The organism is Anaerosoma tenue, from assembly GCF_023161965.1.
Taxonomy (GTDB): Bacteria; Actinomycetota; Coriobacteriia; order Anaerosomatales; family Anaerosomataceae; genus Anaerosoma; species Anaerosoma tenue.
In genome coordinates, this window is the sequence record NZ_JALNTY010000001.1 from 698,933 (window position 1) to 725,403 (window position 26,471).

The following is a 26,471-nucleotide window of genomic DNA, read 5'->3' on the forward strand; positions in this document are numbered from 1 at the left end:
GCCAGAGAGGCTCGTCAGGCCATCCTTGGGCGATCCGCTAGCCGGGCAGACCCGATGGCCTGCGGCTCGCCGCGAACACCCACCCCGCCAGACCAAGCGAGAGCAGGATGTCACCCACACTCACGACACCTCTCTGCCACTCGGGACCCGGAACGGCGATCACGTCCGCGAGCTGCGGTAGGAGCGTCTCCCCGTGCAGCGCCTCATGCAACTGGTCGGCATCGAGGCTTGCAGTCGCCTCATCGCGCGGCGCACCCAACTCTGAAGTCGAGCGCAAGCTCACCGGCATGGCGCCATTGAGCCCAATCACCAGTACGTTCATCGCAATCCCGAGAGCCGCGAAGCCGAGAATCCAGCGTCGCCAAACGTTGGCGAGCATCACGCCCACCAGGGCGACCATCATCACGAGCCAGACCATCAGACTCAGGTCATGCCCAACGCCGATGAGTGAAGCCACGCGTGGCCACACAAGCTGAACGGGCAGCAGTACCAGCAGCACCCACTCGCCTCGAAGTCTTTCGTGCTCCAGATTACGCAGAGAACCCCCCGTTGCCAGGGAGAGGAGCAGCGCGAGAACGACTGCTTCCAAGAGGATCACGACGGATCCTCCGACAATCCGAGCGAACCGGAGCGCCGGCTGACGACCGATGCCAGGGTCTTGGCAGCCCGCAGACGGCGCCCCTCCTCTTCGGCCTCCAACCTCTCAAGCGCAGCCCTAGCCCCGATGTGTGAGCGCAAGCGATCGTAACGACAACACACGCCGACGATCACGGCACCTTCGGGCACGACGTCATCATCGGTATCCCGATGATGTCTGATCAACGGCGCAACGCCCTCCAGGAACGGGACCGCCTCGACAATCTCCGCCCCACGCACTGGGTGTGTGGTGTCAGCATCCTCACCGTCGTAGCCGATGCGGCCTACATCGTGAAGAAGTGCACCATACCCAACATGCTCAAGTTCCGTGCTGGACAACCCACTCTCGCGGCCAACGGCTATCGCCAGTTCGGCGACCCGCTCGGCGTGTCCCACATCTTGCGGCCTATCCATCTCAGCTGCGTGTGCGAGCGCCTTGATGGTCTGGGCATACGCACGCCTTATGCGCAGGTAGAGGTTGAAGCTGTTCTGAAGGATCAGCGTCAGCAGTAGCGCGATCGCTAAGCCCCACGCGCCGAGCGACGGGTAGACGCGCAGCACCACTGCGGCCATGGCGATGTGGACCATGTAGACAGATCCAAGGGGGCGAACGAGGGAGATGAACCCCTCCAGAACGCCAGGCCCCCCAGCGGCCCACTGTTGAGCGGCAATCGTCATCACGTCCAGGATGGCGTAGGACGCGCCCATGACGATCCCGAGGACAAGAATGGCATCACTAACGGTGTCCGCCGTCGCAAGCGGACGTACGAGCACTTGCCACGGCGACAACAGTGCGAGCACTGAAACGCTTCGCGCAAGGTCAGCGAGACGACCGGCGACCACAGACACGTCCTCTTGCGAAGCCCTCACCATTACGTCGAGCGCACCGGCGACAGACGCGGCGGTCAGTATCTCACCGGTGCTTCGCAGGGACAGCGCAGCCAGCCCGACGACCAGCGTGATTCGTATCCGATCCCCCTGCGGCAACTGCAGAGTAAGAAGACGGGAAGCGAGAAAGGCAAGGGTGAACCCTGCGACGGCGGCCACGTTGAACGACGCACCGGACAACCTGCTCGCGGTCCACAATCCTGCTGCCGTTCCGCAGGAAATCAGCATGACCAGGAGTATCGTCTGCCGCAAGATGGCTGCGCGACTCTTCTGATCAGCAAGGACTTTCACGCGGAAGCCCCCCCGGCTCGGGCCTCAGACAGCATGTCGGTGAACTGTCTCACAATCTCACCGTCGAGCTGAGAATCCGCGACACGCTGCAACTCCTCACGAGCTTGCTTGTCAGTCATTCGTGGACGATATGCTCGGTCCGATGTCATGGCATCGTACGCATCCGCGACAGCAAGGATACGAGCGGGTACCGAGATGCGCTCGCCTACGAGGCCATCGGGGTAGCCTGTGCCATCACACCGCTCGTGGTGATGCCTGACGATGTCCACGATGTCGCTGAGGAACTCGACATCACTGACCAGATCACTTCCCAGTGCCGGATGCTGACGGATCGCATTGACCTCGTCTGGCGTCAACTTCTCAGGAGAAACAAGGGTGTCGAGACTGATGCCGATCTTGCCCACGTCGTGCAGCAGGGCCGCACGCTCGATCAGATCAATCTCAGTCCTGGGCATGCCGATACGCTCGGCAAGCATGCGTGCGTACTCGGCGACTCGCTCCGAATGTCCTCTCGTGTATGGGTCCTTCGCCTCGATCGCTGTGACAAGTGAACGCACCGTAGACGTGTATGCCTCAGTAAGTTCGACGTACACACGGAAGGTCCGGCGGGCAACCATGAAGGGAAGCACAAGAAGCAACAGACCAAGCCAACTCTGAACAGCAAGCAGATAGGCGACCAGCAGACCCAGGAGTGCAAGAACCAGCAGACTGCTACCGAACGACAGGAAACCCATACTGCCTACGGTTTCAGTGAGACGCTTCCGCATCAGCAGACTCGCGCCCATCGAAACAAGGGCGACGTTGCCCACGTAGAACGCCGCTGCAGCAAGCACTGCTGGCACGAGGATGTCTGCAAGCGCTACTGGCCCGTCGGCGAGCGCCATGCCCCCAAGTCCAATGTAGACGATCGCCGCCAGTCCAACAGAAACCACGAGCTGACCGGCATTGAACAGGTGAATCGCCAGAGGCTTGCCGGATCGAATCTCAGCTAGGTTCGTCGATGCGGCAATTGCGACCACGATGGCGGCCAACGGACCGGAGTGAAGCAGCGCAGCGTACGCAGCCGCAAACGAAAGAGACACGGAGCCCGTCACCGGAAGATGGAACGCCATGTTCTCGGTCACCAGAACCAAACAGACCAGCAGAACGACGCCTGACCACTCGGTAATCCTGTACGCGAGGATGAATCGGAGCGTAAGAGCAGCAGCCCCGACACACACCGCCGCGATGAACAGACGCATCCTAGCAGTAATCATTGCAGCCCCCAGGCGAAGCTGGGCCAACGCCGTTCCTGCAAACTAGAGGCGGAACCATGCGCCGCCGCCGATAACGAGCGCGGCGATGGAGGCGAGGAACAAAGCAATACGCTTCATGTGAGAAGACCCCCTGTCTATGTGGTGTCTTCTCCCACCCCGCTAGTGATGGAAGAACCCTGTCCGCTCCGCTCGGTAGTTGGCTGACAGTGTTCAAACCGTTCGTTTCCACGGCGTTGGCCCAAACTGGTCTATGAGGTTGTCAAGAAGCCGAGCCGCCTGTTGATCGCATCAAGCGTTGCCCGGACGATGGAGTCTTTGTCGTTCTGGCGCACCAGCGCCGATCCAGCAAAGGCTTGCTCGCCAAGCGAGGTCACCAGCACCACGCATGAGACGGCAACGCTCTCCCGCCCCAAGCGGATGATCTCAACGTCTTCAAGCGCGAAGGTGAACGCGCCCTGAAGGTACTGCGCGATGGCGTCGAGCGTGGCCTCGGCCACCAGACGCTCCCGTCCGGTGCGGCTGGCCGGCCCCGTGGCCTTGCCCACGAAGAGCTCGCCCTCGAGCTCGAGGGACACGGCGATGTTCACGTACACGCCCGCCACCTCGGCATTGATGCTCTTGATCTGCGCGCGTGCGTGCGGTTTGCCCGGGGCCTCGCTCGGGGGCGCCGCCTCCTGGCCCAGCTGCGCGATGGAGATCTTCTTGTGGTCCACCGCGATGCCAAAGGCGGCCATCAGCGTGGATTCGATGTCGCGCACCAATTGCTTGGGCGACTTCGAGGGGAGAGCGAGCACGTGGATCTCATCGATGGTGCCCGCAGGGGATGCCACAACGCGAGCGGCACGAATCTCAGAGACCTGCGACAAGGCCTCCTCGATCTCAGTGATGAGCGAGGGAGATACCACGGGTTCCATCCGTGCTCCTTGCTTCAGCGTGTGCTACGTCTGTGCTGCGTTGTACCCGCGACTGCGGGTGTACCCGTTCATCACAGTATGCGCGCCGCGCGCAGGCTGTCAACCGGCGAACGAACCGGCCCGATGAGCAGGAATGCAGAAAGGCGCGGCATCTGCCGCGCCTTTCTGCATCAGCGTTCAGGATGGTTCACGCGGACGTGATAAGCCCGTAGTCGCCGTCGTCGCGACGGTACAGCACGTTGGTGCCCTCCCCGTCCTCGGCACGGAACACGAAGAAGTCGTGCCCCAGTAGCTCCATCTGGAGCATGGCCTCCTCCGGGCTCATCGGCTTGCTCTCAAGACGCTTGGTCTTCACGATCGCGGGCTCGTCGGGCTCAGCGGGCACGGGCGCCGGCATCGGCGCGGGCGCGCCCTTGGTGTGACGGTCGATCATCTTGGTCTTGTACTTGCGCACCTGGCGCTCGAGCTTCTCGCTCACCAGGTCGATCGCTGCGTACATGTCCGACGCCGCCTCCTTGGCGCGGATCACCGGACCCTTGGTGTAGATCGTGACCTCGGCTACCTGGCCGTTCTGGATCGAGCGGTTCCGCTCGGTGTAGACCTCGACCTCAGCGCTCATGAGCTGGCTGTCGAGGATCTTCGCAACGCGCCCCACCTTCTCCTCGGCGTACTCGCGGATGGCAGGGGTGACGTCCATATGACGGCCCTTCACGATCATCTGCATACCGCATCCTCCTTCGAAATGGACCGGACATAGATGAAGATACCCGCCCCGGCCGGATTGCGGCGGCCGGTACGGGCATCTCCGCATGATCACCACAGCAATGGCGCGGTGATGCCGCACCGCGCCGTGAGCATTCTACGTGATATGCCCCAGGAAGTCCTGCGTGCGTTCGTTCTGGGGATTGTCGAACACGGCGGCCGGCGGACCCTCCTCCACGATCACGCCGCCATCCATGAACACGGCCCGGCTGGCCACCTCGCGCGCAAAGCCCATCTCGTGGGTGACCACCAGCATGGTCATGCCGGCCTGGGCAAGCTCCTTCATCACGTCGAGCACGCCGCGCACCAGCTCGGGGTCGAGCGCCGAGGTCACCTCGTCGAAGAGCATCACGTGCGGGTCCATCGCCAACGACCGCGCGATGGCCACGCGCTGCTGCTGTCCGCCGGAGAGCTGCGCCGGGTAGTAATCCACCCGGTCGCCGAGGCCCACTCGCTCAAGCTGCTCCATGGCGACCCGCTCGGCCTCGGCCTTGGAGCGCTTGAGCACCTTGCGCTGCGCGAGCATCACGTTGCCTTTGGCCGTGAGGTGCGGGAAGAGGTTGAACTGCTGGAACACCATCCCGATGCGCTCGCGCACCTCGTTGATGTTCGTCTTGGGATCGTTGACCTTGATGTCCTCAAGCCAGATCTCTCCGCCGGTGGGCTCCTCCAGGCGATTCACGCACCGCAGCATGGTGGACTTGCCCGAACCGCTGGGGCCCAGGATCACCACCACCTCGCCCTTCTGAACGTCCATGTCCACGTCGCGCAGCACCTCGACCTCGCCAAAGCACTTGCGCAGGTTGTTGATCCGGACGATCGGGCCCTCGTAGCCGGGGGTGCTCTCGATCTTGTCGGTCATCGTCGCCCCCTATCGTCCGGTATCGGGCCGCGATGCGGCATCGTCGTCTGCGAGCGGCACGTTAGCGCCGCGCTCACGCGCAGCTATCGCTGCCGCGGCCACGGCCTTGCGCTCCTGCTCGTGCGCCAGGTTGTCCTCGGTGCTCTTCTCAAAGGTCACCGAACCGCCGCCCTCCGAGCGCGCCAGCCGGTTCTCGAGTTGCTGCACGAGACGGCCGAGCGGGATGGTGATCACGAGATAGAAGAGCGCCGCGAGCAGATACGAGGAGACGTTGAGCGTGCTCGACGCCACCTCACGCGCCTTCATGACCATCTCGCCAAAGCCCACTGCCGCAAAGAGCGAGGTGTCTTTGAACAGCAGGATGAACTCGGACATCATCGTGGGCAGGATGCGGCGCACGGTCTGCGGGATGATCACGTAGGTCATCGACTGCGCCGCGGTCATTCCCAGTGAGCGCGCCGCCTCGGTCTGCCCCTTGTTGATCGACTCGATGCCGGCGCGGAATATCTCGGCCATATATGCCGAGGAGTTGAAGCTGAGCACGAGGATCACGCGCAGCCACATCGAGTTGTCTTCGCCGAAGAGCCCCGGCTGGTTGATCACGGGCAGCATCTTCACCAACGTCTGCCAGAACGGCATCAGCGGCAGCCCGAAGAACACGATGAGGATCTGCAGGAAGATCGGCGTACCACGGACCACGTCCACGTAGAGCGTGGCGGGCCAACGGAACCATCGCGTGCGGGCCATCTTCATGAAGGCCAGCGTGAGGCCGCCCGGGATGGCGAATGCGAACGAGATCAGCACCGCCACCAGCGAGATCGGGAACGCCCTCGCGATGATGGGGAACGCGGCTGAGATGACGTCGGGTGACGCGAACAGGTGCGAGACCTTGGCGGCCTCCCACCAGTCGAGCGCGCCCAGGATGCCCGGCCGCCCAGAATCGAACACCACGTCCGAGCCGCCCACCGTGATCACGTCGCCATCGGTGAGGGTCGGCGTTCCCTCTACGGGCGCGCCGTTGAGCAGCACCGGCGTGGGGCTGGTCTCCTCGGCGGTGAGCACCCACTCGGTGTCACGCATGCCCGCTCCGGGCGGCGTGCGCTGCATCGTGGCCGCGAGGTTCTTCTCCAGTTCGGCGAGGTCGGCCACCACGTTGGTCTGCGACCGCCCGATGGTGATCTCGTCGCGTGTGGGCGAGATCACATACACATCGTCCACGGTGCCGGTCTGGCCGCGTGGCGCGTTACGCTCGAAGAGCATCCGCGCCGGGCCTGTCATCGTGAGCAGCAATGCCAGAAGCACCACCGCCACGACGCCCGTGATCACGTACCCAAGTGAGTTACGGAGCTTTGAGTGCACGGGCCCTCCTACGATGGGCTCGGATACAGGTGGGGCCGGCGGTTCGTGTCCGCCGGCCCCAGTATACCGCTCTACTCAGATAGCACGGCAGTGTTTATACAGTGCCATCTGCCTGGTACTCGCCTAGTCGGCCTTCTTGACCGCGAGCGACTGGTTGGAGTTGATGTACGGATCCGAGAAGTCCACCGACTGCTTGCGCTCGTCGGTGATCGTCATCGCGGATGCGATCATGTCGAACTCGGTGCCAGCCTGCACGCCGGTGATCAGCGCGTCGAACTTGTAGCTCTTGAACTCGACGTCAACGCCGAGCTTCTCGCCGATGGCGTTCATCAGGTCGACGTCGAAGCCCACGACCTCGCCACCCTCGACGTTCTCGAACGGCGGGTAGGCGGTGTCGGAGCCGACCACGATCTTGCCGTCGGTGATGAGATCCATCTCGCCAGCGGGCTGCTCGGTGACGCCGCTCTCGGCCTCAGGGTAGGACATGGGGGCCGCGCCGAACCAGGTCTCGTAGATGGTGTCGTAGGTTCCATCGGCGATAAGCTCGCCAAGCGCCCAGTTCACGGAGTCACGCAGGACCGCGTCGTCCTTGTTGAACGCGAAGCCGTAGGTCTCATCGGTGGGGATCTCCTCAACGATGACCAGACCGCGAGTCTCGTCCTTCACGATGTCCTGGCTGATCGGCAGGTCGTTGACCACGCCGTCGACGTCGCCAGCCTGCAGCGCCGAGAAGGCAAGCAGGATGTCGTCGTACGCAACGACCTCGACGCCCTTGGTCTCCAGGTTCTCCCTGGCCCAACCCTCGCCAGTGGTACCGGACTGGACGCCGACCTTGTCGCCCTCTCCGAGATCGTCAACGCCCGCGATCGCGCCTTCGGTCTCGTCGGCAGGGGCCTCGGTCTCGCTGCCCGTGTCGGTGTCCGTGGTCTCCTCATCGCCCGCACAACCGCTCAGCGCGAACATGCTGAACGCAAGCGCGAGAGCCATGAAGAGAGCCAGGAACTTCTTTGACTTGCTCATGGAGCCTCCTTTGAATGCCAAGCCGTGAGGGCTTCTCGGTGCCCCCCTTACATCACCGGTGCATAAGTATACCGCACAGCCGTATAGGAGCGTGAATCGAGATTTGAATATCCACGGGTACGCCGGGAATATGCAGAGGGGTCCTACTCATGGGCAGGACCCCTCTCAGAGTATGCAATCCAAGTCGATGCTAGCTGGTGGCGCCGTCCACAGAGACGGTCAACGCGGGCACATCGCCGAGCCATTTGCGACGGATGGTCTCGAGCACGCCGTCGGCAGCCATGCCGTCGAGCGCGGTACGCACCGCCGCCTCGAGTTCCACCGCGTCCTTGCGCACCGAGATGCCCAGTGGCTGCGCATCGCCGAACTGCCCCGCGAAGCCCACGCCCGGATGGTCGCGTGCGATGTACGCACCCACCACCGCGTCGCCGGCGACCACGTCGATCTCACCCGCATCGAGTGCCGCGATGGCGTCCTTGAGCGTGTCGAACGACTGCACGAAACCCTCCCCGTACTCGCCCTCGAGCTCCCAGAAGGCCGCGCTCGAGGCTTGCGCACCCACACGCATGCCGGGGATCTGCTCAGGCGTCACGGTGGCCACCACCGAAGCCGAGGTGTCATCCGATGAGGCCGCGAAGAACGCCGGTCCGTCCACGATGTAGCTGCCGGCGGTCGTGACGTTGGCGAGCACGGCATCGGTGATCGGCACGGCGCCCAGCATGATGTCGATCTCGCCGGAATCGAGCGCGGCGGTCATGTCGGCCGGCTTCACATCCACCAGCTCCAGATGCAGCCCGAGCCGCTCGGCCACCGCGGCAGCCACATCCACGTCGATGCCGACCTTGGCGCCGTTGGCGGTGCCGGCGAACGGCGGATACGCCATATCGACGCCCACGCGGAGAACACCCTCCTCGGCGATCACCGGCGGTTCCACGACCGGCGTGCGAGCGGGCTCCTCCTCCGGAGCGCCGCCGCCACAGCCCACGAGGCCGACGGCGAGCGCCACCACGAGCAGGACCACCGGCAGAAGACGTGCCCTCACGGCTCCACTCCTTCCCAACGACCTGCCGTCCGCAGACGAACGAACCACAGACGACGGCGTACTGTGCGAATCTAGCTTCCACCCGGCTGACCTGGTCTTTGACCCCACACTCGCATACCGGGACTTCCGCAAGGCATGGCCTCACTACCGGTCCTCTCGCCCCGGGCGACCTCTCGGCTGCCCGGAACGGTACGACTTACCCCTAAGGCGCGCCATGCTCACGACGAGGCTTGGCCTCGCGCTTACGTGGATCCTTTTGGCCGCGCCTACCATGGACTAAGACGCTTGCGCGTCCGCAACCACAGACCCGGGTGGAAGCAAGGAGAAGTGTAGCAGGTGGGACCGGGATACGCTCACACCGAGCGGGCCACGGCCAGCGCGCGAACACGGGTGACGCCCGCCCCTGTGAGGGCCCGGGCTGCGGCGTCGAAGGTGGCCCCTGTGGTGAACACGTCGTCGACGAGAACCGCCTGCCGGAGACCGCACGCCCCGTCCACCTCGAACGCGCCCTGACGGTTGGCGAAGCGGTCGCTCCTGCCCAGGGCGCGCTGATCGGCGCCACGGGTGGAGCGGAGCGGCCTCAGCACGGGGAGGTCCACGCATCTGCCGAGTTCACGGGCGATGTCGGCTGCGTGGTCGAACCCCCGGCGACGCACCGCCGACGGCGAAGCCGGCACGGGGACGAGAACATCCTCGGGGTCCAGCCAGCCCCCCGCGCACCCGGCGAGCAGCTCTGCGAGCACTCCTGCGTAGCGGCGCTCGCCACCGTCCTTCAGCAGCACCACCGCGCGCGAGACGGGCGGTTCGAGCGTAGCGGCGCAGCGGGCGGCCGAGAACGCGAACGTGGATCCCTGGCACTCGGCACACACCGCATATCCGCCGAGCGGCGCACCGCACCGGGGACACGCGCTGGCCGGATCGATACGCGCCACCGCCAGGCGGCACTCGTCGCACAGCAAGGTGCCTGGCGCATCGCACCCCGCGCACCGCGGCGGGAACACCAGGTCGAGCAACGCCCGCACGTCCTCCCCTCTCCGGGGCCGGACGCGCTCAGCCGATGAGCAGCTGCAGCACCGGGATCGTCACCACGGCCCCCACCATCGTTGCCAGGATCGCCGAAGCGATGAAGTCGCTGTCGAGCCTGAACCGCTGCCCCATGATCACGAGCAGCATCATCGTGGGCACCCCCGCCTCGATGACCGCCACACGGAGCGAGGCCGGATCATCGAGCAACAGCGTGGCCAACCCGAGCGCGATGAGCGGCAGCGCCACCAGCTTGACGAGCACCAGCACCGACACCCGCGGCAGATGCTCGCGCAGCGCCCTCGGCTTGAGGCTGAGCCCCACCGAGATCATGATCACGGGCACGACCACCTTACCCAGCGCATCCAACCAGGATGTGAGCAGTTCCGGAAGCGCGACCGAACGAAGTATCAACGCGGCCGCCAGGGCGATGAACGGTGGGAACGTGGCCATCTCCTTGAGCGGGTTCACCTTCACCTCGCCGGCGCCATAGTGGCCAGCTACCAGAGTGCCCACGGAGATCACCGCGGCGGTGTTGCCGAAGACGTCGGAGAAGATGGCGCGCACCAGGCCCGGGTCGCCCAGAAGCGCCTGCGCAACGGGGTAGCCCATGTAGCCGGTATTGCCGAAGACGCACGCCATGATGAACGCGCCGGCGGTAGGTCCCTTGAGACCGAGAAGCCGGGAGAGCGCCCAGCCGATCCCGAGACCGATGAGTGCCACCACCCAGGCGATGGCGGGCAGCATGCCGAGCGACGGATCGAGGTCCGCCTTGTACACGGCGCTGAAGATCAACGCGGGCAGCGCCACGTACATGAGCACCGTGTTGAGCGGACGGGAGTCCTCGGCAGAGAGCAGGCCGCTCACGCGCAGCGCCACGCCCACGCCCACCAGGGCGAGCAGCCCGCCGATCACGCCGATGAGGCTGCCGACCTCCACGGTCGCCGCCTAGCCGAGCTCGTGAAGCGCACCCGTGCCGCAGCACGCCTCGGCAAGCGACTCGGCATACGGCGCCCGGGCGATGCCGCGCTCCGTGATGATGGCGGTGACGAGCTCTGCGGGCGTGACATCGAACGCGGGGTTGTAGACCTCCACAGACGGCGGCGCGATACGCACCCACCCGTCGAACTGGTAGGCTCCGCCCTTGCGGGAGATCTCCATCTGGTGGCCCTTGGTCATGCCAAGCGCGTACGGACCCGCCTCGGTGATCGCATCGAGCGACCGCGTCTCGATGGAGGTGCGCGGCTCGATCACGCCAGAGACGGTGACCCCGGTGACCTCGCGCTCGTCGCGCTCCTCGATCACGATCTCGTCCCCGCTGGTCAGCGTGAGGTCCACCGTGGACGAAGGAGCGGCCACGTAGAACGGGATCCCGTGCTCCTTGCAGAGCACCGCGAGCCCGTACGTGCCGATCTTGTTGGCCACATCGCCGTTGGCCGCGATCCGGTCGGCGCCCACGATCACGGCGTCCACCCAACCGCGGCGCATGACGCTGGCGGCCATGTTGTCGGTGATCAGTTTGAACGGCACGCCCGCCATGCGGAGCTCCCACGCCGTGAGGCGGGCACCCTGCAGCACCGGCCGGGTCTCGTCCACCCACACCTGCGCCACCTTGCCCTCGGCGTGCGCGCTGAAGATCACGCCAAGCGCGGTGCCGTAGTACGCGGTTGCGAGCGATCCCGCGTTGCAATGCGTGAGGATGCGCGCACCGGGCTCGATCAGCGTCGCGCCGTGAGCTCCCAGCGCGCGGTTACGCTCCTCGTCCTCGGCACGGATCCGCAACGCCTCTTCGAGCACGAGCGGGCGGAGCGCGTCGAGACCCACGTCGGCGTTGTCGTGCGCGAAGAGCCTGATGCGCTCGGCTCCCCACTTCAGGTTCACGGCCGTTGGTCGCGTGGAAGCGATCTCGTCGGCCACCCGGTCGATCTCCTCGAGGTAGTACCGCAAGTCGGAGATCTCGGCGCCCTCGGTCTCAGACCAGAGCGCCACGCCGAGAGCGGCCGCCACGCCGAGAGCCGGCGCGCCGCGCACCGCCATCCCTGAGATGGCCGTGCACACGCCGTCGTACGTGTTGCACACGAGCAGGTCGCCCACCAACGGCAGTCGGCTCTGGTCGATCATGCGCACGGTACCGTCTTCCCACCAGATGGTGAGCGGTATGTTGCCGAGTGAGGACATGGCTAGATCGTGCCCTCTTGCCAGGAGCTCAGATAGCGCTCCTGCTCCTCGGTGAGCGTGTCGATCTTCACGCCCATGCTTGCCAGCTTGAGTTCCGCGATCGCGGCGTCGATCTCCTCCGGCACCTCGTACACGCCGGGCTCGAGGTCCGCGGCCTGGTCCACCATGAACTCGGCGCACAGCGCCTGGTTGGCGAAGCTCATGTCCATGACCGAGGCCGGATGGCCCTCGGCACAGGCGAGGTTCACCAGACGACCGTCGGCCAGCAGGTAGATCGCGCGGCCGTCGGCCATCACGAACTCCTCGACGAGCGGGCGTACCTCGCGCGTTGAGACCGCCTTCTCGCGCAGGTGCGGGATGTCGATCTCAACGTTGAAGTGGCCGGAGTTGCAGATGATGGCGCCGCTCTTCATGGCGTCGAAGGCGCCCGAATCGATCACGTTGATGTCGCCGGTGACGGTGACCCAGATGTCGGCCTGCGCGGCAGCCTCGAGCGCCGGCATCACGCGGTAGCCGTCCATCACGGCCTCCAGCGCCTTGAGCGGGTCGACCTCGCACACGATCACGTTGCCGCCGAGGCCGTCGGCGCGCATCGCGATGCCGCGGCCGCACCAGCCGTAGCCGGAGACGACGACCGTGCGGCCGGCGATCAGGCGGTTGGTGGCGCGGATGATGCCGTCGATCGTGGACTGGCCGGTGCCGTACCGGTTGTCGAAGAGGTGCTTGGTGTTCGCCTCGTTCACGGCCACGATCGGGTACTTGAGCGCGCCGTCGTCGGACATGGCCGCCAGACGGATCACGCCCGTGGTGGTCTCCTCGGTGCCGCCGATGATGTGCTCGATCACCTCGGGGCGGTCGGCGTGGATGCGGCCCACCACATCTGCGCCGTCATCCATCGTGATCTGCGGCTTGTGATCGATCGCGGCGTCGATGTGCGCGTAGTAGGTCTCCGTGTCCTCGCCCTTGATGGCGTAGGTGCGGATGCCGTAGTGCTCCACGAGCGCGGCAGCCACGTCGTCCTGGGTGGAGAGCGGGTTGCTCGCGCACAGCACCACGTCGGCGCCGCCCGCCTGGAGCGTGCGCATCAGGTTGGCGGTCTCGGTGGTGACGTGCAGGCATGCGCTCACGCGCACGCCGTCGAGCGGCTTCTCAGCCTCGAAGCGCTCGCGGATCTGTGCGAGCACGGGCATGTCGGCATCGGCCCACTCGATACGCGCCTTGCCTGCGTCGGCGAGAGTGAGGTCCTTCACGTGGTGGTCCATGGGGGTCCTTTCTGTGCGGAACGGACGTCGCGAAGCGCGACATGCCGTGAGGCCGTCTGGAGCCGGGTCGACCCGGCCATACATCACAACCCGCGTAGTATAGCAAGCATCAGGCCGGTGAGATCGCTGGCCGCCGCCCGACCCGCTTCGAGCACCTCCTCGTGGCTCAGGCCCACGCCCGCGGCCGCGTTGGTGACGAGCGAGAAGCCGAGCACGCGCATACCCAGCGCGCGGGCCACCACCACCTCGTGCACCGTGGACATGCCCACCAGGTCGGCGCCGAGCGTGCGCAGCATCGCCACCTCGGCGGGAGTCTCGTACGCCGGACCCGGCAGCCCGCAGTACACGCCCTCGGGCTCGATCTCCACGCCGGTCTCGAGTGCAGCGGCGACCGCTGACTGGCGGAGGCCTGGGTCGTACGCGTCGCGCATCGGCACGAACGGCGTGCCGCCTTCCGGGCCGGCCCATCCCGTGAGCGGACTGCGACCGGTAAGGTTGATCTGGTCCGAGAGCAGCACGATGTCGCCCGGCGAGAGCGTCTCGCGCACGCCGCCTGCCGCGTTGGTGACGATGAGCGTGTCACAGCCGAGCGCTGCAGCCAGGCGCACGGGATACGACGCGTCGTGCGCGCTCACGCCCTGGTACGGATGCGCCCGGCCCTGGAAGAGCGCCACGGGCACGCCGCTGAGCCTACCGCCCACCAACCGGCCCGCGTGCCCGGCTACCGAGCCCACCTGTGGGAACCCCTCGAGGTCTGAGTACGACAGGGAGCAGGCGTCCTCGGCGATATCGGCGAGACCCGAGAGCCCTGAGCCCAGCACGAGGGCCACGCGGGCCGCCTCGGGCACGACTGTTCTGGCCTGCTCGATGTCTGAGTCAGGCACGGTGAGCGTGACGCTGGACATGGGCGCCTCCCGGGATCTCGGCTGACCCCATGAGAGTAGCACCCCCGGCCGACACGCGAGACGCTAGCGCATCACTTCGTCCAGCGACAGCAGACCGTCGATGGATACCGCGCTCGGCCCGCCGAAGATGGTGAGCCCGGCGATCCCCGCCTTGCGCTCGAGCAAGAACGACTGGGTCCCTCCGGGACACGAATCGACCCGCGTCAGCAGAATCGGCTGCTCGGTCACGCCTGCCAGCACTCCGCCCGAGAGCGCATCGGCGTACGTCGCTCCGGTGGCCAGATACACCTGACCGTACCCGAAGCCTTCGACATCCACCGAATGCCGCGCGATCGCCGAGGACGTGTGATATCGGTCAGCGCCGGCGAGACGCGTGACATCGCCGCCGGTGAGATCGCCGATGGTGGTGGCAACGCCCCCGGTAACGACCGAGGTGCCGCCCGCGATCAGCGTGGTCGCGGGCTTGGCATCCGCGAAGAACGCACTCACGGAGCCGGGGACACGATCCGTGGCGCTAAGCAGGATCGGATATCTCCTGGCGTATGCAAGACCGGAGATGGCCGCGCCATCGGCCCACGCCGAGCCGCTCACGACGATCGCCTTCGTAACGCCGGAGAGAGACTCCACCTCGCGGGCCGCGAGCACCGACGTGTCGTAGCGGTTGGCACCGGCAAAGCGGACTATCTCAGCCGAGGGCAGAAGCGACCGCACGCTTTCTTCTACCGAGGATGACACCGCCGCCGTGCCTCCCATGATGTAGACCTTGGAGGGTGCGAGGCTCCGGACCTCTCGTGCCACGGAGTCAGGGAGACGGTCCTTCGCCGTGAGCAGCAGCGGACCGCCGGCCGCGCCCGCTACAGCCGAGCCGGTCAGCGCATCCGCGTAGTCCTGACCGCTCGCCAGCACCACTGCGGGAGCTGTGCCTCCCGGGAACGCGGCATTGCAGATCTCCACAGAAGTGGCGTACCGGTCGATCCCCTCCACACGCGAGATCGGGAAGGTCGTGGGCCGGAAGTTGGGAGACTTGAGCTCAAGCGCCACCTTCACCGTCCACGACGAAAGCTTGACGCTGTCGCCCGTCGAGAACTTGAAGTAGACCCATCTCGGGTAGCCTGATACCCCGTAATCGACGCTGATGCTCGACACCCACACGGAGCTGCCGGCGCCGACCGGTACGGGCGCAAGGCCATGGCCGGCGAGTTCGCTCGTAACGCTTGACGAACCCTTGAGCTTCCCTGCGAGCGTGAGTCCGTCCATCTGGACGGTCCACGACTGGTTCGGACATCCCGCGAGAGCCTCGTACGGTGACGGCACGCCGGTGTAGTAGGGCTTGGGCGCGGAGTAGCTCCACGAGTCCTCGATGTTGGCCGTATGGCCGCCCATCGATGACGAGAAGAAGGTCGTGATCACGGTCCCGTCGTACATCGCGTAGCGGTTGGCCGTGGCGTCGGCCGCCGCATTGGTGTTGGAGTGCTCGCCTGTACTGTAGTCGGGGTTGGTGCGATCCGAGCCCTTTGAATGGCCGCCGTATGCTTGCGACTTAGTGGTGCAGTAGACGGTAGACGACGCGTACGCGTACGAGCGCGCCGCGATCGCCTGGGCCTGCAATGCAGCCGGCTGCCAGCTTGCGGGACTCTCACGAGGGATGACGCCCTTGACGTAGTCCTCCATGGCAAGATCGCCGATGAGCCGGATCTTGCTGCTGCTCGCGCTCATGCGGATGAACCCGCGATGGCGCACATACCACGACTTGTACAGCCCGGTCCCCTCGACCACCTGCAACAGCGGAGGATTGCCGCCCACCGGGTCGACCCTTACCTCGCCGGTCAATGTCATTGGGGAGCCGATGCTCCCGCCGCTCACCACGATCGAGCTGCCTGAGGCGGTGAAGGTATACGTCCCGTCCGCGTACTCGACACCGTTGATCTTGAGCTTGCCGCCTTCGTAGCCCGGACGGATGCGCCACGTCTGTCGCGTGTACTCGGCACTGCCGGTGCCCGCATCCGGATCCAACCGTACACGGATGCGTTTACCGGTGATCGTGCCCAGATAGGAGCCCTGGAAGTAATGCTTGATGATCTGCTCAGCGGTCCAGCCCTTGATGGCGTAACCCTGCGCGCCGTACTGGCTCATACCGATGCCATGACCCCATCCACCGCCATTGAAGACGAAGTCGGGGATCGCCTGGATCGTGATCTCGGCTGATGCCGGCGCGGGGAAGGCAAGGGTGAACACCACGGAGAGCGCCGCGAGCGCGGCTGCGATCCGGATGAGGGGGCTACGATGCATGGGAACACTCCTCCATGATTGCTGGGTTGTGTCTCATCCGGCCCCACTATAACACCGTGCCCGAGTCGGGGCTGCCGGCAGGGGCAGGCGTGAACGAACCGTCATCCCTACTGGTATCGGACGGTGGCCCCGCCCGCTGCAGGACAGCCCGACGAACGGTCAGGCGAGCCGCCCGTAAGCGACGCGCAGACGCTCAGCCGCGGCGCCCCAGTTAAGGCTGTCCTCCACGATCGCCCGGCCCCTGGCACCCATGCGCTTGGCCTCGGCCGGATCGTCGAGCACCTGCCGCAGAGCGCCGGCGACGCTCGACGGGTCGAGATCGTCGATCACGAACCCGATACCCTTCTCGCGCACATACTGTGCCACCCAGGTACCCTCCGAGACGATCACGGGCAGCCCGGCGGCCATCCCCTCCATCGCCTTCACGGGGAAGTGGGTGCGGTAGTTGCCGAAGCTCGTGTCGTACGCGGCATAGACGACATCGCAGTCCTCGTAGAGCGGCGGGATCTCGTCGTACATCAGGCGGCCCCGTGTGGTGATGCGATCACGCCCCTCGGCCAGACGGCGCACCTCCTCCTCGGCGGTGCCATCGCCTGCGAGCAGCGCAGACGCCTGCGGGAGTCCGTCGATCGCCTTCATCAGCACCTCGAGCCGCAACGCGTCGCGCTTCTTGCCGATGAAGCACACCTGGATGGCGTCTTTCGCCTCCGACATGCGTGAGGGCTGCGGGAAGCGCGCGAGGTCGGGGGCGTTCTCCACAAGCACCACGCGAGGATCGCTGCTGCCGGTACCGGCGACGCGCCCTACCTGACCGGGGTTGGCGAACACGATGGCGTCGGCGCGCCGCACGCCACGCCGCTCGATCAGCCGAACCGCCGCACGCGCTGCCGCGCCTTTGATGCCGCTCCGCGGGATCATCTTGCTCTCGGCGTAGAGTTCGTGGAAGTCGAGCACCAAGCGGACCTGCGACCGCAGACGCTTGACCCGCACGCCAACCGGGATGGTGTCGGTGTCGTGGCAGTGCACCACATGCGGATCGAGCGCGAGGACCGCCTCGGCCGCCGCATCCCAGAAGCGGGGGTACAGCCGCACGTTCCTGAGCCCCGCGCCGTGGCTGGCGGGCGGGCCCAGGCGCACCACGTCGAACCCGTCGCGCCGCTCGTGCGCCGGATGCGACTGCGAGCGGTCCCACGCCACGATCGTGACCTCCCGGCCGGCCGAGGCGAGCACACGGGCCTCCTTCTCCACCCGCGGGTCTGAGGCGGCGTCGTTGCTGAGCACCATCACGACCCGCCTCACATCTGGCGCCGCCGCATCTGTGCGCGTGACCTCACTCATCGGTAGCGCCTCCCTGCGGTGGCTGGCCGTCCGTCTCGGCCGTGCCGAGCGTAGCGCCCGGAAGCCTTCCGGCCACCACCTCCCGGTAGAGCGCCACCAGCCGCTCGCCCACGGCCTGGGGGCCGTAGCGCTCGTGCACGCCGTAGGACAGCGCCGTCGGATCGAACGAGCCGATGCGGTCGAGTGCGCGGGCGATGGCGCTCGCAAGCGAGTCCGCGTCGCCGGGCTCGGCAAGCTCGCCCTCGGAGGGGCCGACGATCCCCTGCGGGCCGCCGGATGCGGTGGCCACCACCGGGGTGCCCGAAGCGAGCGCCTCGAGCAGCACCACGCCGAATCCCTCGCGCAACGACGGCAGGACGAACAGGTCCGCGGAGCGGTACTCGGCAGCGAGCGCCTCCCTATCGAGCGCGCCCGGGAACGTCACGCGATCGGCGATGCCGAGACGCGCTGCCAGCGCTTCGAGGCTGCCGCGCTCGGGGCCCTCGCCCACCATGCGGAGACGCAGATCGGGCCGCGTGGGCGCCAGCAGCGCGAGCGCCTCGATGAGCACGCGGTGCCCTTTCACGTCCACCAGCCGGCCCACCGACAGCAGCGTGTCTGCCGAGAGAGGCGTGTCACGGACGGTGAACGACCCGGCATCGAACGTGTTGGGGATCACGAGCACGCGCGCCGGGTCGGCGCCGAGCAGCGCGGCCGTGTCGCGAGCGAGCGGCTCGCTCACGCATACCACCGCGGCGGCATCGCGCACGACAGGCTCAAGCTCGGCCTTCCAGACGGCGCGGATGATGTTGGAGTAGAGGTCGGAGCCGTGCACGGTGACGATGTACGGCAGACCGTGCCGCAGGGCGAGCATCCGCCCGGCCGAACCCGCCGGATACAGGGTGTGAACATGCACGAACGACGGACGCTCGTGCTCTACCACCGCGGCGAAATCGTCCTCCGAGGCCGCCGCCATCGACCGGCCTACATGCGTGTACCGCAGCCGGCGCGGCAGCACATGATACGCGGGATGACGCACCTCGAGGCCACCGAAAGCCGAGCGCGGCGGCACGAACGGACGCGGCAGGAGCCGCGCGAGGAACCGCGAGGTGCGCGGCACAGGCGCGATCACCGACCACGACACCGCGTCAGAGGTGGCCCGCACCTGCTCGGCCACGAACAAGCCGCGTGCGGGCTCCGCGGGATTCGGGAACTGCTTGGAATACGTGAGCCCGACGAGCGGACCGTGCTCCCGGTCGTCCACTGAGACCCGCTACCCCTCGTGCCGTATCGCCTGCGGCCGCTCGCGCAGCAGCACGACCAGAGCCGCCAGGGCGAGTCCCGCCAGTGCAGCGCCGAGGGCAGTCCTGCGACGCCCCGACTCCACGTCCTGCTGCGTCACGATGGGCTCGCCGTCGTAGGCGAGAGCGCCCTCCTGCTGCTGCAGCAGCGCCTCGTCAACGATGAGCGTGGTGCGCACCGAGTACAGACGGTAGCGGGTGTCGACCCGCTGCGACGAGGTGAGCTCCGGGTCCTCCAGCGCCTCTTCCAGCACGCTGACCATGTCACGCTCCTCGGCGACCCTGAGTCTTGTACGGTTCAGTTCGGGCTCGCTCATCTCGAGGTACTCGGCAACCACCGCCTCGGCGGCCACGTCGGCAACCGTGCCGGCGGTCTCCTCGGAAGGCCCGATGTATCGTGCGTGGAACTCCGTCTGCGGGTTGCCGGTCGTGTAGAAGGACAGGCTGCCCTCGGCCGTCCCGGCCTCCTGCAACACGGCGTCTTTGAAGTCGGCCGACTGCACCTCGGCCAGCACGCGCTCGGGCACCGGAAGGCCCGGGTACCGCGAGACGGTGGCGTTGTCGATCCGCAGCGTGGCCTCCCCCACCCACATAGGGTCGCCCGGATCTGCCACGAGATACGCGGTCGCTCCGGCGATGAGCGCCACAGCCCCGAGGATCCACCACGCCCGCAGCAGCGCGTGCACGAGACGACGAACGTTCGACTCAGACATCCTGGACCTCCGAAGACTGCGCACGACGCGCGATGGTCGATCCGGCAAGAAGCGCCACTCCAAACCACAGGTACTCGATATAGAGGAAGTACTGGAACAACGAGCCCACCGCATACGAGACGATGATAGCAAGCCCCGCCTTCTGCCCGAGGGTGAGCCGGTCGCCTGCCTCGGCGAGCAGGTCCACGATCCCGTGCGGGGTGACAGACGGCCCCTGTATGCGGATCGACGTCCAGGCCATCCTCAGCACGGCGAAGGTGAGCGTGATCTCGGCGACCAGGCCCGCGATCCCCATCTCGGCCCACATGGCGAGCGGCAACTGGTGAGGCCTGATCACCGAGAACGACGATCCCGCGATGCGATACGCGGGATAGGCCATGTCGAACGCGCCCAGGCCGGTGCCCATCGCCCAGTGGTCGCGGATGATCTCGAGCGTGGACGTGATCATGTAGTACCGCGTGGCCGCCGACTGGTCCGAGTCCACGTCGGTGAGAGCGGTGAACCGCCCGATGACCGCCTCGGGGTTCGCCGCCACGATGCCCGCGACCGCGAGCACGCCCGCAAGGAACACCCATCGTTTGCGGCCCGACGGCGCCAGCGCCCACACGACCACCAACCCCACCGCGAGCGCGAGCAGGCCGGTGCGCGAGTAGGTGACGTACACGCCGAGGGCGGATACCCCCGCGGCCACAAGCCACGGGATCGCCTGCCGCAACGAGCGGGCGTGAACGACCTTGATCGCGGCCACCACCACGGCCGCAGCCAGCATCGCAGCGAGGTAGTTGGGGTCGTCGAAGAACGCGGACCCGCGGAGGGGTGATGTCGGGCCGCCCACCCGCACGGCAGTGTTGCCGATCGACGCACCGCGCACCTGCGCGAGCGCTATCAGCGCCTGCAGTACGCCCGCGCCCACGAACGCAGCCGTAGAGACATCAACGACCCACTGCTTGCGGAGAAAGGTGGACGTGAGCTGGTAGAACAGGTAGATGAAGACCAGCCGCGCGATTGCCATGACCGTGTCGCCCTTGTCGAGCGAGAACGGGAGCGACCACAACGCCGCCCCGAGCAGGAGCAGGAGTCCCGCATCGATGAGCGTGAACCGGGGCTTGGCCGACTCGTCACCGCCCAGGAGGCGCAGCGCCCACGACGCGAGCCCGATGAGAAGCACCGCCTGATACGCCGTGAGCGGCATCGGCTCGGAGATGATGCGCCCGCCCAGGTCGAACGACGCGGCCACGAGCATGAGCGGCACGCTCCACTCGGCCTTCCACAGCAGGAGCGCAACGACGCCCACGCCGGCGAGGGCGAGCGTGGCGAGCAGCGCGCCGCTCCGTGTTCCCGGGTCGCCGAGCAGCAGGCCCACGATCACCGCAGCAAGCAGCAGCGCCGTCACGAGGCGTATGTCGAACCCGCCTAGCGCAGGTGTATCGCTCTTCGTCGCGCTCACGTCTCATCCCCGAGCGTCTCGTCAAGGAGTGTGGCGAGGGCCTCGGCCAGTCTCGCGCGCTCGAACCGCGCCACCTGCCCCCAGTCGGGTGTGGCCAGCGCTTCGCCTCGCACCTTCAGGGCGAGCATCTCGCGCAGCGTGTCGGTAAGCGCGGCCGTGTCGCCGTACGACACCACCCGTCCCGCCGAGACATCCCGAACGAGTTGTGCGGCGGCGCCGTCTGCGGGCCCCACCAGCAGGACGGGCAGGCCCATGCCAAGGTACTCGAACAGCTTCCCCGTGTACACGGCACGCGATCCCGGCACGTCGGCTATCACCACAACACCCACGTCCGCTGCGGCAACGACCTCGAGCGCGGAGCGGTGCGGCAGATACCCGTGGAAGCGCACGACCTCCTCGAGACCCGCGGCTCGCACGGCTTCCGTCACCGCAGGCGAGCGGTCGCCCACCACGTCGAAGCGGATGCTCTCCGGGCCCTCCTCGGCGATCACTGTCCGCATGGCCTCGAGGAGCGGTGCGGGGTCGGTGAGCCCGTAGAAGCGGCCCATGAACGCGAGCGCAAGCGGTAATCCGGTAGCGCCCGTGAGCGGGGGCATCTCGGCGGCGTCGTAGCCGTTGGGAAGCACCACGGCGCGGGAGGCTCCAAAGCGCTCCGCCTCGCGGGCGATGTCGGGCGACACGGCGGCCACCACTGCCGCGGATCCGTACACACGACGCTGCGCACGCCGCGCAAGCGCACGGTGGAGCGGCGTTGGGCGGAGGAAGTGCGGGTTGGTGGCCCAAGCGTCACGCATGTCGGCGATCAGCGGCACGCCGAGCGCCTCGGCACACCTGCGGCCCGCGATGAGCGTGGAGTGCGGCGGGCCTGACGCGAGCACCGCATCGTACCGCTCGCCTGAACGCCGCACGTGCCGCACCACCGAGGCCGCCCACCGGCGCGCCTCGTCGGGGACGCATACCCAGCGGACGACACGCGTACTGAGCGGCGTTCCGATGGAGGGCGCCCCGCCTGCGCCGACACCCGCGGCCGTACCGCCGGGGCCGGCGGTACGCAGGACACGCTTCACCTGCGCGATGGGGCGGGCGACCGCGCGCACGGCGTTCCGATGCGGCAGGCGCGTCACCGGGATGCCGGCCACATCCGCCAGCAGGCTTGGGTCCTCGGGACGGCCGGGCACGTGCTCCGCGGTGACGACGTGGGGCTCCCAGCCGAGGTGCCGGAGGTCTCTGCAGAACTTCGCGATGCGCTGTACGCCGCCTCCGCCGCTCGGCGGAAACTCGTAGGACAGCACGAGCAGACGTTTGGGTGTGGGTTCGGTCACATGCCGTATAATACCGGCAACACCCAGGGGCCGGAACCGCGCCGTTGACCAGCCGACACCGCCCCGCCCACCCGCCATCGACGATTGGGGTCGCCCCGTGCGCGTAGGCATGGTGCTCGCCAACCAGCCGTTCCCTCCGGACATCCGCGTTGAGAAGGAGGCCGACGTCCTCGCCGGCGCGGGGCACGAGGTGCTGCTGTTGTGCCGCCGGGGACACGGCCAGGTTGCCGAGGAGAGCGTCGGCAACGTGCGGGCGATCAGGCATAGGGTGTACCCGGGCTCTCCGCTCCGCAGGCGGCTCGACTCGCTTCTGTTCCTGCTCACGCTCGACTCGCCTTCGTGGCGGGGCGCCATCGAGCGCCTGGTGACCGAACACGGCGCACAAGCGCTGCACTGCCACGATCTCCCCTACGCTCGCTCTACCCTCAAGGCGGGACGGAAGACCGGGGTTCCCGTGGTGCTCGACTTCCACGAGAACTACCCGGCGGCGCTCCGGCTGTGGCGTCGGCGATGGATCGACCGGGTCCTGTTCTCCGGAGCCCGGGCGTCGCGATTCGAGCGCCAGGTGGTGCGCGAGGCGGACCGCGTTGTCGTGGTGGTGGAGGAAGCGAAGGACCGCCTCGTGCGCCTGGGCGCGGACCCGGCGCGTGTGGTGGTGTTCGGTAACGCCGAGCCCGCTGCACTGGTGTCAGCGGATGCTCCCGCGCTGCCCGACCGGCTCCATCTGGTGTATGTGGGCGGAATCGCTCCGCACCGCGGTCTCGAGACCGCCGTTGAGGCCATGCCCTCGATACTCGGCAAACGGCCCGATGCGCATCTCACCATCGTCGGCGACGGCGTGAGCCTCGAGGAGCTCGAAGCGCTGGCGAGGCGCCTCGGCCTGAACGATGCGGTCACGTTCACGGGGCGGCTGCCCAAGGACGAGGCCATGCGCTACGTGGAGCAGGCCACGATAGGACTCGTGCCGCACCTGAAGAGTCCGCACACGGAGGCGACCGTGCCCCACAAGCTCTTCCAGTACATGGCGTACGGGCGCCCCGTGCTGGTGAGCGACTGCGCTCCGCTCGCGCGCATCGTGCGGGAGACGGGCGCGGGAGCGGTGTTCACCGCCGGGGACGCGGGCTCGTTCGCGGAGACGGCCCTTGCACTCGGATCGGATCCTGCCCGGCTCAGGGAGACGTCACGGGCGGGCCGAAGCGCGGCCGCCACCACGTGGAGCATGGAGTCCGACTCGGCCGATCTGCTGGAGCTCTACAACGCGCTCTGAGCCCGCCTAGTAGGTATCGCCGACCACGCGGATCTGGAGATCGTTCACGACCGACTCATCGATCGCCGCAGCGCCGCCCATCACGTAGACGTCGAGCACGCGGTCCGCATACCGGTCGATCAGATAGCGCGTGGGATCGGAAAGCGAGCCCGACGAACGCGTGAGCAACAACGGACCGTTCACCCGCGCCGCCAACACCCCGCCGGTCATAGCGTCAGGGAACGTCTCTCCCGAGGCGACCACGAACCGCTGCATGCCGAAGACCTGCTCGCGCCCGAGTCCTCGCTCAACGATGAGCTGCGCGGTCTCGTACCGGTTGGCGCCCGCCGCCCGCCGCACAACGTAGCCACGGGTCTCCAGCACGTCCTCCACGTCCCCGGAGACGGCCGCCTCCCCGCCAACGATGTACACGTCGCTCGCACCCGAGGCCCGCAGCGCATCGTACGTTGCCTGCGTGAGGCTGTCGGGCCGCGTGAGGAGGATCGGCTCGCCCGTGCGCGCGGCGTACGGTGACGCGGCCAACGCGTCGGGGAAGTCAGCGCCCGAGGCGAGCACCACCTCGCTGGGACTGCCCTTGAGCTGGCGCAGCCGCTCGGCGATCAAAGCGGATGTGTCGTAGCGGTCGGTTCCGGGGAAGCGCTCGATCGTGGGTTTGGTGACGCCGGCTTCGTAGAGCGCGCTCTGGACCTCCACCACGGTGGTGGTGGAGATGCTCGCCGTGCCGCCGAGCACCAGCACCCGCGACGGGCGCAGACGCTGGATCTCGGCCCGGGTCTCGGCGTCCAGCTTCTCGGTGCTCACGAGCAAGATCGGGGCGCGGTAGGCGTGCGCGAGCGGCGCCCCGCACAGTGCGTCGGGGAACGCGTCCTTGCGGGCGAGCACGACCGCAGGCGAGACCACGGGGTACGCCTTCTTCGCGGCCTCCACCGCCGTTCCCACCCGGTTGAGGCCCGCGAGCCGTGTGATCTCCGGCGTCACCTCACGCCCGAAGAGGCCGTCCTCGCCCCACAAGAAGACCTTCTGGAAGTACGCGCTCGCGTCGTTGTTCCACTCGCAGAAAAGCACGCGCGGCAACGACGAGACCGGCGCCCCTCGCACCACCTGCGGATCGTTGTAGCGCGCGTTGGGCCCGTCCTGCTGCTTCACCCAAACCTGATCGGACCATGTTCCGCCAAGATCACCTGAGGTGAAGCGGGCCAGGTCTCCGCCCCGGGCGGCATGTGGATCGCCCACAAGAGCCTGGCTATCCGGCCGTCCGCCTGTGGTCACGTATGCATGCAGGTACGTCCAGCCGCCACGGTCGTCAACCTCGAGATCGGCGGCGTCGAAGAAGTGGTCGGTCTCGGCGATGATGACGGGCTCGGTCCACTCCGTGCCAGTGAACCGCGTGAACCGCCACGAGTAGATCTGCTCCTCTGCCGCAGTGTCTCCTTGCAGGTAGAGGATGCACGGGTTCCCGTCCGGCAGTTCCCGGACCACCACCTGGTTGATCTCGTCCGTCTCAGGGATATCCACCACCGTGCACGTGCCGAGGATGGTCTCCTCGGGCACTGCCGGGCCGGGAAGGACGGTACCGGTGGCGTCGGTCCAGACGCCCTCGGCCTCGGACCGCACGTAGTAGAGGCCCTGCCGCACGAACGGGTCGGCGTTGCCCCAGTAGCTGGTCCTCGGAGCGCGGGTGAACGCGATGTGGGTGGCGTGGTCGCCGGTGAACACGGAGTCGTACCAGAGGGAGTCGCCGGTGGACTCGATGACGGTCTCGCCCCTCGCCCAGGTGACGCCGTTGGTGGTGACGATGCTTGCGATGTCGCCACGGATCGGATTGGCCTCGCCCCGGCGCATCCACACCCGCAGCCCGGTCCCGTCTGCGTGCTCGTAGAGCTCGGGAACGGGATACGTGCACGTCACGCTGGAGCCGTCGACCGTGACGCTCTTGAGCTTCCAGCTGCCCGGGACTCCGGGGGTGGCGCTCACCGCGTGGTAGAGCCTCGTGTTGTGCGCGCCCCAGAAGACGTGGAACACGCCGTCGACATCCTGGATGATCGACGGCCCGCCATGGGTGTCCATCCTGCCCGCCAGGTAGGCGTTGGAGCCCACGCGCACCGGTTCAGACCATCGGCCGGTGTCGTGGTCGAGCACGCAGACGTAGGGGTCGAGGTTCGCGCCCTGGTAAGCCACGACAGTGGCGTTGGACCCGGCATCGTAGACCGCCGACGGGGTGATGGCCATCGCCTCGTACGTTGCGTTGCCTGATGCGTCGGCATCCAGGAAGTCGCCCAACCAGGTGCCCCATGCGCCGCCGGTCGCGAGAAGGACGCCGAACACCGCAGCAAGAGCGACGGATGCCCCCATCCGCCACATGCGCCTGCTAGGTCTATGCTGAGGGCTCCCGGAAGCGGAACCGCATACCGCTCGAT

General features: G+C 67.1%; 22 protein-coding genes. 1 reads left to right on the top strand and 21 read right to left on the bottom strand.

What is annotated here, in order from left to right; translation table 11 throughout:
- Window positions 1–37: 37 nt before the first annotated feature.
- From MSB02_RS03480 to MSB02_RS03575, 20 genes are all read right to left on the bottom strand, one after another.
- A complete protein-coding gene (locus MSB02_RS03480) occupies window positions 38–598 on the bottom strand; it encodes a DUF5317 family protein (protein WP_267193811.1) in 561 nt (186 codons plus the stop codon).
- Window positions 595–1,752 (bottom strand): HD-GYP domain-containing protein, encoded by a 1,158-nt coding sequence (locus MSB02_RS03485; protein WP_267193812.1) that lies wholly within the window; start codon window positions 1,750–1,752, stop codon window positions 595–597. Before MSB02_RS03485 ends, MSB02_RS03480 begins: the two co-directional genes overlap by 4 nt.
- A 59-nt stretch (window positions 1,753–1,811) precedes the next feature.
- Window positions 1,812–3,056 carry an HD-GYP domain-containing protein gene (locus MSB02_RS03490; protein ID WP_267193813.1) on the bottom strand — a complete coding sequence of 415 codons (1,245 nt, stop codon included), beginning with the start codon at window positions 3,054–3,056 and terminating at the stop codon, window positions 1,812–1,814.
- Between the two features lie 263 nt (window positions 3,057–3,319).
- A complete protein-coding gene (locus MSB02_RS03495; RefSeq protein WP_267193814.1) occupies window positions 3,320–3,985 on the bottom strand; it encodes a hypothetical protein in 666 nt (221 codons plus the stop codon).
- 187 nt (window positions 3,986–4,172) lie between these two features.
- Window positions 4,173–4,709, bottom strand: a complete 537-nt coding sequence (hpf, locus tag MSB02_RS03500; protein ID WP_267193815.1) for a ribosome hibernation-promoting factor, HPF/YfiA family — start codon at window positions 4,707–4,709, stop codon at window positions 4,173–4,175.
- Window positions 4,710–4,844: 135 nt separating this feature from the next.
- Window positions 4,845–5,609, bottom strand: coding sequence for an amino acid ABC transporter ATP-binding protein (locus MSB02_RS03505; RefSeq protein ID WP_323748494.1), 765 nt, complete (start codon window positions 5,607–5,609; stop codon window positions 4,845–4,847).
- Window positions 5,610–5,618: 9 nt separating this feature from the next.
- Window positions 5,619–6,968 carry an ABC transporter permease subunit gene (locus tag MSB02_RS03510; protein ID WP_267193816.1) on the bottom strand — a complete coding sequence of 450 codons (1,350 nt, stop codon included), beginning with the start codon at window positions 6,966–6,968 and terminating at the stop codon, window positions 5,619–5,621.
- Window positions 6,969–7,091: 123 nt separating this feature from the next.
- Window positions 7,092–7,988 carry a transporter substrate-binding domain-containing protein gene (locus MSB02_RS03515; protein ID WP_267193817.1) on the bottom strand — a complete coding sequence of 299 codons (897 nt, stop codon included), beginning with the start codon at window positions 7,986–7,988 and terminating at the stop codon, window positions 7,092–7,094.
- Window positions 7,989–8,178: 190 nt separating this feature from the next.
- Complete coding sequence (locus MSB02_RS03520) at window positions 8,179–9,030, bottom strand: substrate-binding periplasmic protein (protein WP_267193818.1); 852 nt, start codon at window positions 9,028–9,030, stop codon at window positions 8,179–8,181.
- A 353-nt stretch (window positions 9,031–9,383) separates the two neighbouring features.
- Window positions 9,384–10,052, bottom strand: coding sequence for a ComF family protein (locus MSB02_RS03525; RefSeq protein ID WP_267193819.1), 669 nt, complete (start codon window positions 10,050–10,052; stop codon window positions 9,384–9,386).
- 28 nt (window positions 10,053–10,080) lie between these two features.
- Complete coding sequence (locus tag MSB02_RS03530; protein WP_267193820.1) at window positions 10,081–10,992, bottom strand: AEC family transporter; 912 nt, start codon at window positions 10,990–10,992, stop codon at window positions 10,081–10,083.
- 9 nt (window positions 10,993–11,001) lie between these two features.
- Window positions 11,002–12,231 (bottom strand): S-methyl-5-thioribose-1-phosphate isomerase, encoded by a 1,230-nt coding sequence (gene mtnA / locus MSB02_RS03535; RefSeq protein WP_267193821.1) that lies wholly within the window; start codon window positions 12,229–12,231, stop codon window positions 11,002–11,004.
- Window positions 12,232–12,233: 2 nt separating this feature from the next.
- Window positions 12,234–13,493 carry an adenosylhomocysteinase gene (gene ahcY / locus MSB02_RS03540; protein ID WP_267193822.1) on the bottom strand — a complete coding sequence of 420 codons (1,260 nt, stop codon included), beginning with the start codon at window positions 13,491–13,493 and terminating at the stop codon, window positions 12,234–12,236.
- Between the two features lie 83 nt (window positions 13,494–13,576).
- Window positions 13,577–14,398, bottom strand: a complete 822-nt coding sequence (locus MSB02_RS03545) for a purine-nucleoside phosphorylase (RefSeq protein ID WP_267193823.1) — start codon at window positions 14,396–14,398, stop codon at window positions 13,577–13,579.
- 63 nt (window positions 14,399–14,461) lie between these two features.
- The gene (locus tag MSB02_RS03550; RefSeq protein ID WP_267193824.1) at window positions 14,462–16,687 is read right to left on the bottom strand and encodes a cell wall-binding repeat-containing protein; all 2,226 of its coding nucleotides are present in this window, start codon (window positions 16,685–16,687) and stop codon (window positions 14,462–14,464) included.
- Window positions 16,688–16,846: 159 nt separating this feature from the next.
- A complete protein-coding gene (locus MSB02_RS03555) occupies window positions 16,847–18,025 on the bottom strand; it encodes a glycosyltransferase family 4 protein (RefSeq protein ID WP_267193825.1) in 1,179 nt (392 codons plus the stop codon).
- Window positions 18,018–19,268 carry a glycosyltransferase gene (locus MSB02_RS03560; RefSeq protein ID WP_267193826.1) on the bottom strand — a complete coding sequence of 417 codons (1,251 nt, stop codon included), beginning with the start codon at window positions 19,266–19,268 and terminating at the stop codon, window positions 18,018–18,020. Before MSB02_RS03560 ends, MSB02_RS03555 begins: the two co-directional genes overlap by 8 nt.
- A gap of 9 nt (window positions 19,269–19,277) precedes the next feature.
- Window positions 19,278–20,018, bottom strand: coding sequence for a hypothetical protein (locus MSB02_RS03565; RefSeq protein ID WP_267193827.1), 741 nt, complete (start codon window positions 20,016–20,018; stop codon window positions 19,278–19,280).
- Entirely contained in the window at window positions 20,011–21,465 is a 1,455-nt protein-coding gene (locus MSB02_RS03570; protein WP_267193828.1) for an O-antigen ligase family protein, read from the bottom strand. The genes MSB02_RS03565 and MSB02_RS03570 overlap by 8 nt, the downstream gene beginning before the upstream one ends.
- The gene (locus MSB02_RS03575; protein ID WP_267193829.1) at window positions 21,462–22,787 is read right to left on the bottom strand and encodes a glycosyltransferase; all 1,326 of its coding nucleotides are present in this window, start codon (window positions 22,785–22,787) and stop codon (window positions 21,462–21,464) included. Before MSB02_RS03575 ends, MSB02_RS03570 begins: the two co-directional genes overlap by 4 nt.
- A gap of 97 nt (window positions 22,788–22,884) precedes the next feature.
- On the opposite strand from MSB02_RS03575, the gene MSB02_RS03580 reads away from it, so the two are divergent.
- Window positions 22,885–24,054, top strand: a complete 1,170-nt coding sequence (locus MSB02_RS03580; RefSeq protein WP_267193830.1) for a glycosyltransferase family 4 protein — start codon at window positions 22,885–22,887, stop codon at window positions 24,052–24,054.
- 6 nt (window positions 24,055–24,060) lie between these two features.
- Here the strand turns inward: MSB02_RS03580 and MSB02_RS03585 are convergent, their stop codons facing one another.
- Window positions 24,061–26,406 (bottom strand): cell wall-binding repeat-containing protein, encoded by a 2,346-nt coding sequence (locus MSB02_RS03585; protein WP_267193831.1) that lies wholly within the window; start codon window positions 26,404–26,406, stop codon window positions 24,061–24,063.
- Window positions 26,407–26,471 lie beyond the last annotated feature (65 nt).